Raw genomic sequence first — 14421 nt, 5'->3', positions numbered from 1 at the left:
GGTTCTCCCGGGGGCCTTCGTCGTCCCCGTGACCGCCCGGTCTAGGGGTGCCGCAGCACCCACCAGATGAGCAGCATCGTCACGCCGAATCCGGCGAACTGGTTGAGCCAGAGAAAGCGGCGCCAGCCCCGCGTGGCATCCTCTGCGGTCTCGTCGGTGATCGACCGATGCGGCCACAGGGTGACCAGGTACGGGATCACCAGTGCCGCCGCGAGCGGACCGGGCCAGGCGGTGAAGAGCATGACGATTCCGGCCGCGACGTAGCAGGCCAGCGCGAACCGCACCGTCCACCGGGCGCCCCGCGCCGTCGCGATGGACGAGATGCCCGCCTCGCGGTCGGCGACGACGTCCTGCACGGCGCCGAACGCGTGCGAGGCCACCCCCCACAGGGCGAACGCCACGATGATGAGCACGAGCTGCCACGTCCACACGGCCCCGGCCAGCACGAGGGCGTAGACGGCGGGGGAGAAGAAGTGGATCGAGCTCGTGACGGAGTCGGCGAACGGGCGCTCCTTCAGCCGCAGCGGCGGCGCGCTGTAGAAGACGACGAAGAAGAGGCTCGCCGCGAGCACCGCCCACGACGCGGGCGAACCCACGACGACGAGGTAGACGACGAAGGGGAGGCACGACAGGCCCGCAGCCCACAGGGTCGGGGCGTGCAGGCTCCGGTCGAGCACGGCCCCGTGCACGCCGCCCTTGCGCGGGTTGCGCAGGTCCGATTCGTAGTCGAACACGTCGTTGATGCCGTACATCGCGAGGTTGTACGGCACGAGGAAGAAGAGGGTGCCCACGATCAGCACGGTGTCGATCTCGCGCGTGGTGAGCAGATACGCCGCCGCGAACGGGTACGCCGTGTTGATCCAGCTCACCGGCCGCGAGGACACCAGCAGCTGTGTCGCGGGCTTCACGTGCGGCTCCGCGGCGTGAGCAGGGTCCACACCGCCGGCACCAGGAAGGCGGCGCACAGCGGGTAGGAGAAGTCTTCGATGGGCGCGAGGCCGATGCGGATGCCGCTGATGTTGTGCTCCGGGTAGGTGAAGAGGTCCGCCGCGATCATGACGTTGTCGAAGATCGCGGTGAGGACGACGAGGACGACGGCGGCCACCGCGGACGCACCCATGCGGCGGGCGAACCGCGGCCGGACGGCGCTGGCGAGGGTCGTGACGAGGGTGATCAGGGCGAACGGGACGATGATCCAGGCGTAGGTCACGCGGTGTCCTCCCGGCGTGCGCGCAGCCGCTCGGCGCCGCGGAAGGCGACGAGGGCGAGGTAGCACAGGAACGCCAGGAACACCGGCTCTTCCAGGGGGAGGTGCGGGGCCAGGTCGACCCCGAGCAGCAGGGGGCTCTCGCCCTTCACGAACACCCCGGTGGCGATTCCGGCGGCATCCCACGCCAGAAAGAAGGCCGTGCCGATCAGCACGACCACAGCGGTGCGCCCGCGGGCGTGCCACCAGGCCAGGCGGAAGCGCGCGTCGAGGGCGGCGATCCCGGCGCCTGACAGCAGGATCGCCAGCAGGTACAGCCCCGGCATCACGCCTCCGCGGCGGCGGGGACGGGAAGGGGGCCGGCGGAGTGGTCGCCGCGCAGCCGCTTGAGCACCAGTTCCGCCGAGATCAGGCACATCGGAAGGCCGATGCCCGGCAGCGCGGATGTGCCGGCGTAGTAGAGGCCGCGCACCTTCTTCGAGGCGTTCCGTGGGCGGAAGACGGCACTCTGGCCGAGCGTGTGCGCGAGCCCCAGAGAGTTTCCGCGCCACGAGTTGAGGTCGGCGGCGAAGTCGCCGGGGGCGACGGTGCGACGCACTGTGACCCGCTCGGCGAGGTCGGGGATGCCGCACCACTGGGAGATCTGCGCGATCGTGGCATCCGCCGCACGCTCGATGAGGGCGTCGCCGTCGCCGCCGATGCCGCCCCGGCCGAGCGAGGGGTCGGCGGGGATCGGGACGAGCACGAAGAGGTTCTCGCTGCCGGCAGGCGCGACGGAGTCATCGGTGGCGCTCGGGCGGCAGACGTACAGCGACGCGGGCTCCGGGATGCGGGTGTCGCGACCGAAGATGTCGGAGAAGTTCTCGCGCCAGTCGCGCGCGAACAGCAGGGTGTGATGCGCGAGCTGGGGGAGTGCACCCTCGACGCCGAGCATGAGCAGCAGCGCCCCGGGACTGGGCGTGCGTGACCGCCACCACTTCTCGGGCCGCTCGCGCTGATGCTCGGGCAGCAGCACCGTCTCGGTGTGGTGCAGGTCGGCGGTCGAGACGACGACGTCGGCGTCGATGCGCGTGCCGTCGGCGAGGTCCACGCCGGTTGCGTCGCGTCCGGAGGTGCGGATGCCGGTGACCGGCGTTCCGGTGCGGATCTGCACGCCGCGGGCACGTGCGAGGCGTTCGATCGCGGCGATCACGGTTGTGAATCCGCCCCGCGGGTAGAGCACGCCCTCGTCGAGGTCGAGGTGGCTCATGAGGTGATAGAGGCTCGGCACGCCGAAGGGCGACCCGCCCAGGAAGACGGCCGGGTAGCCCAGCACCTGGCGCAGCAGCGGGTCGGCGAACCTGCTCTCGACGAGGGTCGACAGTCGCCGGGTGAGCAGCGGCGCCAGCTGCGGCAGCCGTCGCAGCAGCGCGGGGTCCCGCAGACCCGCCGTCGACTCGTACGTGTCGTAGAGGAAGCGCGTGACGGCGAGGTCGTAGGCATCGCCGGCCGAGTCGAGGTACTCCGTCAAGCGGGCTCCCGCTCCCGGCTCACGCGCCTCGAAGAGCGCGACGGCCTCGGCGCGGCCGGAGACGATGTCGAGGGGCTCGGCCGTCGTACCGGGATCCGGCTCGCCGTATACGCGGTACGCGGGGCGCAGCGGAACCAGGTCCAGTTCGGCGGCGGCGCTCGTGCCGAGCAGGGCGAAGAAGTGGTCGAACACCTCGGGCATGAGATACCAGCTGGGACCGGTGTCGAACCGGAAGCCGTCGCTCTGCCACGACCCGGCGCGTCCCCCGAGCTCATCGCGGCCCTCGACCAGGGTGACCTCGTGCCCCTCGTCACCGAGAAGGGCGGCCGTCGCGAGTCCCGCGATGCCGCCGCCGATGACGACCGTGCGTGTCATGTGCGTGCCCCCTTCGGGGCGAAGCCCAGCATCGCCCGTGCTGCGAGCGTAGCCTTCACCGGGTCGGGCACCCGCACCCGCACGCCCGTGCGGGGATCCTCGGCGCGCAGCCGGCGGGCGAGGCTCCCGAACAGGTCGTGGGCAGCCGTGACGGCGCGCCGGCAGTCCGCCGGCAGCTGCGGCACCACCGCTGCCGCGGCGGCGAGGTCGGCGTCGATGCGGTTCAGGACCGCGATGCGGGAATCCCCGCCCTCCCGCAGCCCGAGGTAGTCCCGACCGAGGGCATCGGCGTCGTGGGAGAGGTCCCGCAGGAAGTTGACGTCCTGGAAGGCGGCGCCGAGCCTGCGGGCGCCGTCGACGAGTTCCGGGGCGGGAGTGGCGGCCGTGGTCGCGCCGGCGTTGACGAACACCTGCAGGCACATGAGCCCGACGACCTCGGCCGAGCCGTAGACGTATGCGTCGTGGCTGCCGGCGTCGTGCGCCGTCACCTCGAGATCGGTGCGCATCGACGCGAAGAACGGACGCACGAGATCGGCGCCGATGCCGGTCTCGCGCGCGGTGCGGCAGAAGGCGTGGACGACGAGGTTCGACGAGAACCCCCGCGTGACGGCGGTCAGCGTCTCGGCTTCGAGCTCGTCGAGCACGCGCCGCAGCGTCTCGGGCGCGAGCCCCGCCTCGGCGGCCGGACCGTCGACGATCTCGTCGGCGATGCGCACGAGGGCGTAGACGTTGCGCACGTGCGGCCGCACGCGCGGTCCCAGCAGGCGGCAGGCCAGCGCGAACGACGTCGAGTAGGCCGAGATGACCGTCGCCGCCGCTTCTTGCGCGGCCCGGTTGTAAAGGTCCAGTCCCGTGCTCACGGAATGCGTGCTCCGATCGCGTCGCACACCTGCGCGAGCAGCACCGTGGCCCGCGCGGGCAGAGCGTCGTCGGCGGCTGCCGCGCGGGCGTCGGCCAGCGTGCTCTGCACCAGCACCACCAGGCGCTCCCGCGCGCCGCTGGCATCGAGCGCCCGCTGCGCCTCGCGGACGGCCAGGGGGCCCTTCCACGCCAGGGCGATCGCGTCGTCGACCTGCGACCATACCGGGCTCTCGCGGGCCAGCGCCACCAGCGGCGTGCGCTTGGCCTCGCGCAGGTCCGCGCCTTCGGTGCGGCCGGCGCGGGCGGCCGGCGCGAACGCACCGATGAGGTCGTCCACCAGCTGGAACGCGAGTCCGGCCAGGCCCCCCGCGCGGCCCAGAGCCGCCTCGGTGGCGGCGGGCGCCGCCGCCAGGAGAGCGCCGGCGCGCAGCGGAGCGGCGAAGGAGTAGACCGCCGTCTTGTCATGGGTGGCCACGAGCAGTTCCGACGTGTCGGGGCAATCGCGGCGGACGGCATTGGCCACGTCGGAGAGCTCGCCCGCGGCGGAGATGAGGACGGCGTCGTTGAGCAGGTCCAGCAGACCCGCGCGGGTGGCCGGGGCGACGTCGGCCAGCGCGATCATGCGCGTCGCCTCGTGCAGCAGCACGTCGCCGGCGAGGATGGCCGCAGCTTCCCCCAGCCGTGCGGCCTCGGCGTCGGGCACACCCTCCGCCCGCGCGCGGCCGGCGAACTCACCCGCGACGTTCGGCTCGCCGCGCCGCTCGGTGTCGCGGTCGATGACGTCGTCGTGGATCACGAATGCGGTGTGAAGCAGCTCGAACGCCGCGGCGACCTCGTAGACCGCCTCGCGGACGGCGTCGTCGCCGCAGGCGCGATGGGATGCCACGACCAGCGCGGGTCGGAACCGTTTGCCTCCCGCGGCCGCCCGGCGCATCGCGCCGCCGAGGGGACGCATGTCACCGGACAGGGTCGCCAGACGCGCGTCGAGCCGATCGAAGGCCGCCTCGATCGCGCCGTCGATGGCGGCTCGATCCTGGCCGGAGATGGCGATCACGTCGCACCGCGTGCGGTGGAGGAGAGGGCGTCGAACACCCGCATCTGCTCGGCCTGCAGCACCAGCCAGGGGCTGAAGGCCCAAGGCGTGGCATCCAGTGCGCGGGCGAGGTCCTCGGGCGCGACCCACCGCGCCTCGGCGACCTCGAGCGCGTTGAGTACCGGCTCACCCGACGCGCGGGCGGTGTAGACCGGGCAGATCTCGTGCTCGACGATGCCGCTGGCATCCACCGCCCGGTAGCGGAACAGGGGGAGGGACAGCTCGATGTCGGTGAGCGTCAGGCCGATCTCGTACTCGGCGCGACGCCGCACGGCGGCCAGCAGTGGCTCGGCGGGACGGGGGTGGCCGCAGAACGAGTTGCTCCAGACGCCCGGCCATGTCCTCTTGTCGAGCGCTCGGCGGGTCACCAGCACCTGGCCGGCGTCGTCGAGCACGTGGCAGGAGAATGCCAGGTGGAGGGCAGTGTCGGTGCCGTGCACGCTGGATTTCGGGGCGGTGCCGATCTCGCGTCCGTCGTCGTCGAGGAGGACGACCAGCTCTTCTTCGCTCATTAGGTCTCCTGGTTGCTAGTTTATCTAGCGATCTGGCACGATGATACCGATGGGGAGCGGGGGTGTCCACACGATGGCGGAGCGCCGGGAACCCACGGAACACGACCGGGCGGTGCGCTCGGCGCTGGAGGCCGTGCGCACCTTCAGCGACGCCGTCGACCGCATGCACGGCGGTATGAAGGACGAGATGGACATGAACGCCACGGACGTGGCGGCGCTGCGCATGCTGGTCATGCGCGAGCAGCGCGGACAGGCCGTGAGCCCGCATGACGTCTCTCGGCACCTGCGCATCTCGACGGCCTCCACGACGAAGCTGCTCGACCGGCTCAGCGAGTCCGGGCACATCGAGCGCCGCCGGCACCCGTCCGACCGGCGTGCACTCATCGTGGTGCTCACCCAGCGGACCCGTGACGACTTCCACCGTCATTTCGGGCGGCGCCTGCGCGACATGAGGGCGGTGGCCGACGGGTTCGACGACGATCAGCTCGGCGCCGTCACGCGCTTCCTCGACGAGATATCCGAGGTGCTCGATCCGGAGTGATCCTCCGGCCGGGGGTGCGAGGGGCCGAGTGGCCACGCGTCACGCGGGCGGGCCGACGAAGAAGGCCCCCGCTTTCGCGAGGGCCTTCTCATCTTGGTTGCGGGGGCAGGATTTGAACCTACGACCTCTGGGTTATGAGCCCAGCGAGCTACCGAACTGCTCCACCCCGCGGCACGTTTAATAGCCTAACACGCTCTCGGAGTGGTCCACGCCATCGCTGGCCTGCCGCGCCCTCCGGTTGCCCGGATCCGCCCGCCTCGTCAGGATGAACGCATGTCCGGCCCGCCCGATCCGCACCCTCCCGCCACGCCGCGAGCCGCCGCGGATGGACGCGACGAATCACCCGCCGAGCGGGCGGACCGCAACTGGAACGAGGTGCTGCAGGAGCTGCGGGTGCTGCAGACGGGCTCTCAGATCCTCACCGGCTTCCTCCTCGCGCTGGCGTTCCAGCCCGCCTTCGCGGACCTCAGCCGCGGCCAGCGCGCGTTCTATCTCGTGCTCATCGCCGTCTCGGCCCTGAGTGCGATCGTGGCACTGGCCCCCGTCGCCCTGCACCGCTTCCTCTTTCAGCACCGCGCCAAGCGCACCGTGGTCGCATACGGGCACCTCGCCCTGCTCACCTCCCTCCTGACGGTGTCGCTGCTGCTCGTGGGGGTCGTGGCCTTTGTGTTCGACGTGGTGGTCGGCGGCACGGCATCATGGATCGCAGGCGCCGTCCTGGGCGGCGTGATCATCGCACTGTGGGTCGCCGTTCCGCTCGTGGTGCGGGTGCGCCGGGAAGGAGACAGCAGGTGAGCGCAGAGACCGTCGGCGTCGCCGTCGCACAGTTCGGCCCGACGGCCGACACCCGGGCGAACCTCGCGCAGATCGAGGTGCTCGTCCGACGTGCGCAGGGGCGGGGCGCTCAGGTCGTGCTCTTCCCCGAGTACGCGAGCTACTTCGTCGACCCGTTCGACGAGTCGCTCTTCCGAAACGCCCAGGACGTCGACGGCGCCTTCGTGCAGGAGCTCACGGGCATCGCAGCCCGTTACGGCGTGCACCTCGTGGCGGGGCTGCTGGAGCGCGGCACCGATGGACGGCGCGTGCACAACACCGTCGTCGCCGTCGACGCGAGCGGTCTGCGGGCCCGGTATCGCAAGCTGCACCTGTACGACGCGTTCGGGCAACGGGAGTCGGACTGGGTCGAACCGGGGGAGCCGGCCGAGCCGGAGACCTTCGACGTCGGCGGCCTGAGGTTCGCGCTCATGACCTGCTACGACCTGCGGTTCCCGGAGGTCGGGCGTGTGCTGGCGGATGCCGGCGCCGATGTGATCCTGGTCGCCGCGGAATGGGTGCGCGGCGCGCTCAAGGAGCACCACTGGCGCACCCTGCTGACGGCACGGGCGATCGAGAACACGCTCTTCGTCGCCGCGGCCGACCACCCGCCGCCGCTCGGCGTTGGTCATTCGCTCATCGTCGACCCGCAGGGCGTGCAGATCGCCGCCGTGGGCACCGCGACCGACGTCGCGGTCGCGCACCTCGATATCGACGCCGTCGCCAGGGTGCGCCGGGTGAATCCGGCGCTGGCACTGCGCCGCTACACGGTGCAGCCGCGCCGCTGACCGGCCGGGCGGCGCGCCCGGCTTAGCTTTTCAGCGCCGCGAGGCGGGTGACGGCGTCCTCGAGCACGTCCGTGCGCTTGCAGGCGGCGAACCGCAGGAGGGTCGCGTAGTCACCGCGGTGCTCACCGGTGACGAACGCGGTGAGGGGGATGGCGACGACGCCGGCCCGTCCCGGCAGCTCGCGGCAGAACTGCGCGGCATCCGTCGCGCCGAGAGGAGCGGCGTCGGCGACGGTGAAGTAGGAGCCGCGCGGTGTGGACACATCGAATCCCGCTGCCCGCAGCCCCCGCCCGAGCAGGTCGCGCTTGTCCCGGAGCGTGGCGGCCAGTCCGGTGAAGAAGGAGTCCGGGAGGCGGAGGCCGGCGGCGATCGCGGGCTGGAAGGGCGCACCGTTGACGTAGGTGAGGAACTGCTTGACCGCCAGCACCGCCTGGATCAGGTCGGCGGGGCCGGAGACCCAGCCGATCTTCCACCCGGTCGTGGCGAAGGTCTTGCCGGCGGACGAGATCGTGAGGGTGCGCTCCCAGGCGCCCGGGAGCGTCGCGATGGGCACGTGCTGCGCGTCGAAGACGAGGTGCTCGTAGACCTCGTCGGTGACGATGACGGCATCGTGCTGCTCGGCGAGGCGCACGATCTCTTCGAGGGCGTCGCGCTCGAAGACCGCACCGGTCGGGTTGTGGGGGTCGTTGACGAGGATCAGCCGGGTACGGTCGGTGACCGCCCGCCGCAGATCTTCGATGTCCGGCTGGAAATCCGGCCACCGCAACGGCACCGGCACGAGCCGTGCACCGGCCAGCGCGATGCAGGCCGCGTAGCTGTCGTAGTACGGCTCGAACACGACCACTTCGTCATCGGGACCGTCCACGAGCGCGAGGAGCGTGGCTGCGAGCGCCTCCGTCGCGCCGGCGGTGACCAGGACGTTCCGGTGGGGGTCCAGCTGCAGTCCGTAGAAGCGGTGCTGGTGCTCGGCGATGGCTTCGAGGAGATCGGGCATGCCACGGCCGGGCGGATACTGGTTGACGCCGTGAGCGATCGCCGCCCGCGCGACCTCGAGCACCTCCGCCGGGCCGTCCTCGTCGGGGAAGCCCTGCCCGAGGTTCACCGCTCCGGTGTGGGTTGCCAGGGCGCTCATCTCGGCGAAAATGGTGGGAACGGACGTGCCGTCCGCTGCCAGAAGCCCCGCGCCGCGGGCGGCGCGGCGCCAGGCGCCGGGAATCTCTCGCACCTCGCCCACGCTACACGCATAGGGTGATCCCACTCAGGGCATAAGCAAAGCACAGCAACGGGCGGCACTCTGGAAGAGCCCGTCAGAAGGAGTTTTCCATGAGCGACACCGAGGGCATCCGCCCCACTGAGACCCCCGCCGGCGCCGAGCCGGCCGCTGTTCCCCCCGTTCCCCCGCAGGCCGCCGCCCAGGCTGCCCAGCAGCACCCGGCCCCCGGCCAGCGCCCCGCACCGCCGCACCCCGGCGCGCCCGCCTACGGCGCAGCGCCCCGCTACGGCGCTGCGGCGTCCGGCTACGGCGCGCCCCAGCACCCCTACGGCGCCGCGCCCCAGCAGCCGACCGCCGCCACCGCCGCGCCGTCCTCGACGTCGGACGCCGCCGAGTCGACCTCCGCATCGAAGTCCGGCATCGGCGCGGGCAAGGTCGCCGCGCTGATGCTCGCGGCCGCCCTCGTCGGCGGCACCGCCGGGATCGGCGGCGCGTACGCCGGCGTCAACATCTGGAGCGCCTCCCAGCCGGTGACGGCGACCGGCCCGGCTTCGGTGACGGTCAACGACACCGACAGCGTGAACCAGACCACCGCCATCGCCGCCAAGGTGGTGCCGAGCGTCGTGACGATCGCCGCTGACGGCGGCTCCGCCGGCGGCACCGGGTCGGGCGTCATCCTCAGCGAGGACGGCTACGTCGTCACCAACACCCACGTGGTGACCCTCGACGGCGCGACCTCCGACGCCGCCCTCACGGTGACCACCGCCGACGGGCGCGTGTACGACGCCGAGATCGTGGGGCTCGACCCGATGTACGACCTTGCCGTGATCAAGCTCCAGGACGCGTCAGGCCTGACCCCCATCGAGTTCGCGGACTCCGCCGACCTCAACGTGGGCGACGAGGCCGTCGCGGTGGGCGCACCGCTGGGCCTGGCGAACACCGTGACCACCGGCATCGTCAGCGCCCTGAACCGCTCCATCTCGATCGCCTCCTCCGCCGCCCCCGAGACGCCGGGCGACGGCACCGAGCCGGCACCGGAGGAGCAGGACCAGGGACCGTTCTACTTCGACTTCGGCCAGGGCGAGCCGCAGCAGGCGACGTCGACGATCTCGATCTCGGTGCTGCAGACCGACGCTGCGATCAACCCCGGCAACTCCGGCGGCGCACTCGTGGACGCGGAAGGCAAGCTGATCGGCATCAACGTGGCCATCGCGACCGCGGGCTCGTCCAGCGAGTCAGGGTCGATCGGCGTGGGCTTCGCGATCCCCTCCGACATCGTCGAGCGCATCACCGACGAGATCATCGAGGACGGCGCGGCCACCCACGGCCTGCTGGGCGCGATGGTCGCCCCGGCCGCGAGCATCGAGGGCGCGACCACGACCGGTGCCTACATCGACGAGGTGACCCCCGGCGGTGCCGCAGCGGAAGCGGGCCTGCAGCAGGGTGACATCGTCACCGGGTTCGACGGTCTGCCCATCACCAGCGCGACCGACCTCACCGCCCAGGTTCGGGCGGTCGCCGGCGGCAGCACGGTGAGCCTGACGTACCTGCGTGACGGCGAGACCCGCACGACCGACGTGACGCTCGGCGAGCTCGTCGACTGACGCGCCTGCGCTGACCGGTCAGGACGCCACCCCGCGATAGGCTCGCGGGGTGGCGTCCTTTTCGTTCGGCGCGGGCAACGCCGGCAAGCTGGCCCGCATCCCGCTCTACGCGGCCGGTCGCCTCTTCACGCAGTTCGTCCCCCGCACGCGCGACACCTGGGTGTTCGGCTCCGCCGCGGGCCTCGCCGACGGCGGGTGGGCGCTGTGGCACGAGGCCGTCGAGCGGCACGGCGTGGATGCCACATGGCTCACCGCAACCGCTGCGCAGGCGCGGGAAGCGCGGGAGCGCGGCATCCCCTCGGTGCCCCGCAGCTCGATTCGAGGTCTGTGGCGCACGGCCCGGGCCCGTGTCATCGTCGTGACCCACGGGTTGGGTGACGCCAACCGCTACGCCGTCTCCGGCGCGTTCGTGGTGCAGCTGTGGCACGGCATCCCCCTCAAGCGCATCGGACTGGACTCGCCCGAGACCCTCCGCAGCGGCTTTCTTCCCCGTTCACGCGCGGTGCGGGCGTTCCTGCGCCTCATGTACCGCCGCACCGCGGCCGCCATCGCCGTGCTGCCGGCAGCCTCGCCGCTCGTGCGGGCACGCCTCGAGTCCGCGTTCGGGCTCTACGACGGCCAGGTCGTCGTCACCGGCGAACCCCGCGTCGACGTGCTGTCGACCGGCACCCCCGCCTCCCGGCGCGAGGCGGGGCGAGCGATCATCGCCGCGGCCACGGGAGTGCCGGCATCCGCATCGTCCGACACCCGCTGGGTGCTCTACGCGCCGACGTGGCGCGACGGCGACGAGGATCCGTCGATCCCCGACGCCGCGCAGTGGCGCCGCATCCAGCAGGTGCTCGCGCAGCACGATGCCGTGCTGCTCGTGCGCCCCCACCACCTCGGAGCGGGCCGATATGCGCCCCCGGCGGACGTCGACCGCGTGCGGCTCATGGGAAGCGACGTCCTCGCCGACGTCACACCGGCGCTGCCGGGTCTCGACGTGCTCATCACCGACTACTCATCGCTCGCCTACGACGCCGGACTCGTTCCGCTGCCGGTGCTGTTCCTCGCGCCCGATCTCGACGCGTACGCCGCGCGACGCGGCTTCTACGGCACCTATGCCGACGTGGCAGGCGGCGATCACGCAACGGACTGGGATGCCGTCTGCAGTCAGCTCGACGCCGTGCTCGGCGACCCCGCCGCCCGCGAGGCGCGCGTGGACCGATCGCGCCGGCTGAGCGAGCGGGTGCACGCGTACCGAGACGGCGGCAACACCGCGCGGGTGTACCGTGCGATCCGCGCAGGCCTTGCCACACGATCGAAGGGACCGGCATGATCCGAGCACGCCTCATCGCCGAGGACGCTGCCACGCTCGAGCTGAGCGGAACCGGGCCGCGTCCCGAGCGCGCCGAGCTCATCGGCCCGCGCGCACGGGTCACCGCGCGCCTGACGGGCCGTGGCGCCACCTGGCGGGCGGTGTTCCGGCTGCAGGCCTCGCGGTGGGGCGGGCCCGAGCTGCCGCTGCCGACCGGCCGGTACGAGGTGACGGTCATCGGTGCCGACGGTGAGCCGGTGGATGCCACCGCCGCGGTGCCGCTCACCATGCTCGGCACCCTCCGCGCCGAGCTGGACGGCGCGGTGCTGCGCATCGGGCCGCCGGTGGATCCGGCATACGACTCCGGCGACGGGCAGGCGGCACTGGAGCGCCGCTACGTCACCGGACGCGACGAGCTCGAGAACGCCGTGTTCTTCGAGAGCTTCTATGGGCGCAACGCCAGCTGCAACCCGCTGGCGATCGACCGGGAGCTGGCGCGGGTGGCTCCCGGCGTCGTGCGGTACTGGAGCGTCGTGGACCTGTCGGTGGCCGTCCCCGACGGCGCCGTGCCGGTGGTCGAAGGCTCGCCGCGGTGGTGGCGCGCCCGAGGGGCGTCGCGTCTGCTGGTGGTCAACGACTGGCTGCGTCGTCGCTTCGAGCGCCGTCGCGGGCAGGTGGTGCTGCAGACCTGGCACGGAACGCCCCTGAAGCGACTCGCCCTGCACCGCCCGGGCTTCGATCCCCGCCGCATGCTCGCCGTCGTGCGGGAGTCCCGACGGTGGAACGTGCTGCTCGCACAGAACCCCTATGCGGCGCGCATCATGAAGAAGGCGTATGCCTTCCTTTCGCGCCCGGTGTGGGTGGAGGGATACCCCCGAAACGACGTCCTCGTCTCGGGGGACGGCGCTGCGACCCGGCGGCTGCTCGGGATCAGCGACGACGAGCGCGTGCTCCTGTACGCGCCGACCTGGCGCGACGACCGCGACCAGATGGTGGACTTCGTCGATCCGGTTCGACTCGCTGCGGCATGCGACGCCGTCGTGCTGGTGCGCGGACACTCGCGCACGCTGCTGCCGGGGCGGGATGCGACGGGGCCGCGGGTCATCGACGTGACGGCGTTCCCCGATACGGCACAGCTGCTGCTGGCCGCCGACGCGCTCATCACGGACTACTCGTCGGTGATGTTCGATTTCAGCGTCACGGGAAAGCCCATGTACTTTCTGGTGCCGGACCTCGAGCACTACCGGGGCCAGCTGCGGGGGTTCTACTTCGACCTCGCATCGCACGCCCCGGGCCCCGTGGTGCGCTCGGCCGACGACCTCATCGCCGCGCTCGCCGACGACGGTGTGCCCGAGCAGTACGCCGCGGCCTACTCGGCGTGGCGGGGCCGGTTCAACGCGCGCGACGACGGCCATGCCGCCGAGCGGGTCGTCGCCCGCATCCTCGACCAGGGCTTGATCGAGCGCTGAGCGCCTCGCTCAGGGGAGCGGCGTGTTGCGGGTGCCCAGCCGCGAGGTGTCGACGGTGTCGTGCGCGCCGCGCATCACGCCCCCGATGAACCCCGTGCCCCAGGAGAGGTGCATCGTCGGGAGCACGGCGAGCGTCCACAGCTTGTCGCGCCACCCCGACCCGCCACCGGGGCCGGCGGCCATGCCCACGACGAGCACCGCGTACGCGACGACCGGCAGGTAGATGAGGGATGCCACGGCCGACGCCCAGCCGGCGACGACACCCGTCAGCTGCAGCACCGCCAGCACCAGCGCCAGAAGCGCCAGCACGACCAGCCCGGGCGGGGCGAAGTAGCGGAGCGAGTTGCGTCGGCCGTACCGGCGCACCAGCTCGCCGCGCCACTTCCCGGTCGCGAAGAACTGGCGCACGAGCCGCGTCCAGCTCTCGCGTGGCCAGTAGGTGACGGCGAGCTCCGGGTCGAACCAGACGCGATACCCCGCCTGCCGGATGCGCAGGTTCAGCTCCCAGTCCTCGCCGCGCCGCACGGACTCGTCGAACATCCCGACTTCTTCCAGGACCGACCGCCGCATGACCCCCAGGTAGGCCGATTCCGCCGGGCCCTCGGCTCCGCCGCTGTGGTACGCGCCGCCGCCCAGGCCGATGGGGGAGTTGTACGCGCGCGCGACCGCTCGCTGGAAGGGGGTGCGGCCGTCGGCGCGCATGATGCCGCCGACGTTCGCGGCGCGCACCCGCTCGAGGGTCTCGAGGGCGCGGCGGGTGTAGTCCCCGGTGAGTTCGGAGTGCGCGTCGACGCGCACGACGGTGGGGTAGCGCCCCGCGCGGATGGCGAGGTTCAGCCCCACCGGGATGTCGGCGGCGGGGTTGTCGATGAGGACGATCCTGGGGTCCGCCGCGGCCAGTCGGCGGGCGAGTTCCGTCGTGCCGTCGCTCGACGGTCCCAGCGCGAGCACCAGCTCGACCGGGCGGCCGGCGACGTCCTGTTCGAGCACCGTGCGCACCGCGCGTTCCAGGTACGCCCGCTCGTTGAGCACGGGCATGACGAAGGTGACTCCGGCATCGGCTGCCACGACCGGCGCGTCCTTGGTGGTGCGGGAGGCGGCGTCGTGCATCCGTCGATCATGTCATGCGCGGCCTCGG

15 protein-coding genes and 1 tRNA gene are annotated in these 14421 nt (G+C 72.2%); 6 read left to right on the top strand and 10 right to left on the bottom strand.

The annotated features are described in order from the left end of the window. Positions 1–41 precede the first annotated feature (41 nt). The 7 genes from QNO14_RS08535 to idi are packed head-to-tail and all read right to left on the bottom strand — an operon-like array spanning position 42 to position 5558. On the bottom strand, positions 42–908 hold the full coding sequence (locus QNO14_RS08535) for a prenyltransferase (RefSeq protein WP_257493159.1): 867 nt from the start codon (positions 906–908) through the stop codon (positions 42–44). Next, positions 905–1210 carry a lycopene cyclase domain-containing protein gene (locus QNO14_RS08530; RefSeq protein WP_257493160.1) on the bottom strand — a complete coding sequence of 102 codons (306 nt, stop codon included), beginning with the start codon at positions 1208–1210 and terminating at the stop codon, positions 905–907. Before QNO14_RS08530 ends, QNO14_RS08535 begins: the two co-directional genes overlap by 4 nt. Continuing rightward, on the bottom strand, positions 1207–1533 hold the full coding sequence (locus tag QNO14_RS08525) for a lycopene cyclase domain-containing protein (RefSeq protein WP_257493161.1): 327 nt from the start codon (positions 1531–1533) through the stop codon (positions 1207–1209). The genes QNO14_RS08530 and QNO14_RS08525 overlap by 4 nt, the downstream gene beginning before the upstream one ends. Then, complete coding sequence (crtI, locus tag QNO14_RS08520; RefSeq protein ID WP_257493162.1) at positions 1533–3092, bottom strand: phytoene desaturase family protein; 1560 nt, start codon at positions 3090–3092, stop codon at positions 1533–1535. The genes QNO14_RS08525 and crtI overlap by 1 nt, the downstream gene beginning before the upstream one ends. Further along, complete coding sequence (locus QNO14_RS08515; protein ID WP_257506305.1) at positions 3089–3952, bottom strand: phytoene/squalene synthase family protein; 864 nt, start codon at positions 3950–3952, stop codon at positions 3089–3091. The genes crtI and QNO14_RS08515 overlap by 4 nt, the downstream gene beginning before the upstream one ends. After that, complete coding sequence (locus QNO14_RS08510) at positions 3949–5007, bottom strand: polyprenyl synthetase family protein (protein WP_257506304.1); 1059 nt, start codon at positions 5005–5007, stop codon at positions 3949–3951. Before QNO14_RS08510 ends, QNO14_RS08515 begins: the two co-directional genes overlap by 4 nt. Further along, positions 5004–5558, bottom strand: coding sequence for an isopentenyl-diphosphate Delta-isomerase (idi, locus tag QNO14_RS08505; RefSeq protein ID WP_257506303.1), 555 nt, complete (start codon positions 5556–5558; stop codon positions 5004–5006). Before idi ends, QNO14_RS08510 begins: the two co-directional genes overlap by 4 nt. Before the next feature lie 49 nt (positions 5559–5607). Here idi and QNO14_RS08500 point away from each other — a divergent pair, with 49 nt between their 5' ends. Further along, positions 5608–6099, top strand: coding sequence for a MarR family winged helix-turn-helix transcriptional regulator (locus QNO14_RS08500; RefSeq protein ID WP_257493166.1), 492 nt, complete (start codon positions 5608–5610; stop codon positions 6097–6099). A 94-nt stretch (positions 6100–6193) separates the two neighbouring features. Here QNO14_RS08500 and QNO14_RS08495 read toward each other — a convergent pair. Continuing rightward, positions 6194–6270 (bottom strand) — tRNA-Met (locus QNO14_RS08495). Between the two features lie 102 nt (positions 6271–6372). On the opposite strand from QNO14_RS08495, the gene QNO14_RS08490 reads away from it, so the two are divergent. Further along, on the top strand, positions 6373–6894 hold the full coding sequence (locus tag QNO14_RS08490; RefSeq protein ID WP_257493167.1) for a DUF6328 family protein: 522 nt from the start codon (positions 6373–6375) through the stop codon (positions 6892–6894). Next, positions 6891–7700 (top strand): carbon-nitrogen hydrolase family protein, encoded by an 810-nt coding sequence (locus QNO14_RS08485; protein ID WP_257493168.1) that lies wholly within the window; start codon positions 6891–6893, stop codon positions 7698–7700. The genes QNO14_RS08490 and QNO14_RS08485 overlap by 4 nt, the downstream gene beginning before the upstream one ends. Before the next feature lie 22 nt (positions 7701–7722). Here the strand turns inward: QNO14_RS08485 and QNO14_RS08480 are convergent, their stop codons facing one another. Further along, the gene (locus tag QNO14_RS08480) at positions 7723–8925 is read right to left on the bottom strand and encodes a pyridoxal phosphate-dependent aminotransferase (RefSeq protein ID WP_257506302.1); all 1203 of its coding nucleotides are present in this window, start codon (positions 8923–8925) and stop codon (positions 7723–7725) included. Between the two features lie 98 nt (positions 8926–9023). Here QNO14_RS08480 and QNO14_RS08475 point away from each other — a divergent pair, with 98 nt between their 5' ends. Genes QNO14_RS08475 through QNO14_RS08465 form a run of 3 tightly spaced genes read left to right on the top strand, consistent with a single transcriptional unit; the run spans position 9024 to position 13283 of the window. Further along, positions 9024–10517: a S1C family serine protease gene (locus QNO14_RS08475; protein ID WP_257506301.1), complete on the top strand. Its 1494-nt coding sequence runs from the start codon at positions 9024–9026 to the stop codon at positions 10515–10517. 49 nt (positions 10518–10566) lie between these two features. Beyond that, a complete protein-coding gene (locus tag QNO14_RS08470; protein WP_257506300.1) occupies positions 10567–11835 on the top strand; it encodes a CDP-glycerol glycerophosphotransferase family protein in 1269 nt (422 codons plus the stop codon). Beyond that, positions 11832–13283 carry a CDP-glycerol glycerophosphotransferase family protein gene (locus QNO14_RS08465; protein WP_257506299.1) on the top strand — a complete coding sequence of 484 codons (1452 nt, stop codon included), beginning with the start codon at positions 11832–11834 and terminating at the stop codon, positions 13281–13283. Before QNO14_RS08470 ends, QNO14_RS08465 begins: the two co-directional genes overlap by 4 nt. A 9-nt stretch (positions 13284–13292) precedes the next feature. On the opposite strand, the gene QNO14_RS08460 is transcribed toward QNO14_RS08465, so the two are convergent. Continuing rightward, a complete protein-coding gene (locus tag QNO14_RS08460) occupies positions 13293–14393 on the bottom strand; it encodes a glycosyltransferase family 2 protein (protein WP_257506298.1) in 1101 nt (366 codons plus the stop codon). Positions 14394–14421 lie beyond the last annotated feature (28 nt).

Origin of the sequence: Microbacterium sp. zg-Y625 (assembly GCF_030246925.1) — a bacterium.
Lineage (GTDB): Bacteria > Actinomycetota > Actinomycetes > Actinomycetales > Microbacteriaceae > Microbacterium > Microbacterium jiangjiandongii.
Note: the sequence above shows the minus strand (reverse complement) of the source record. Positions and strands in the feature narration are given on the sequence as shown.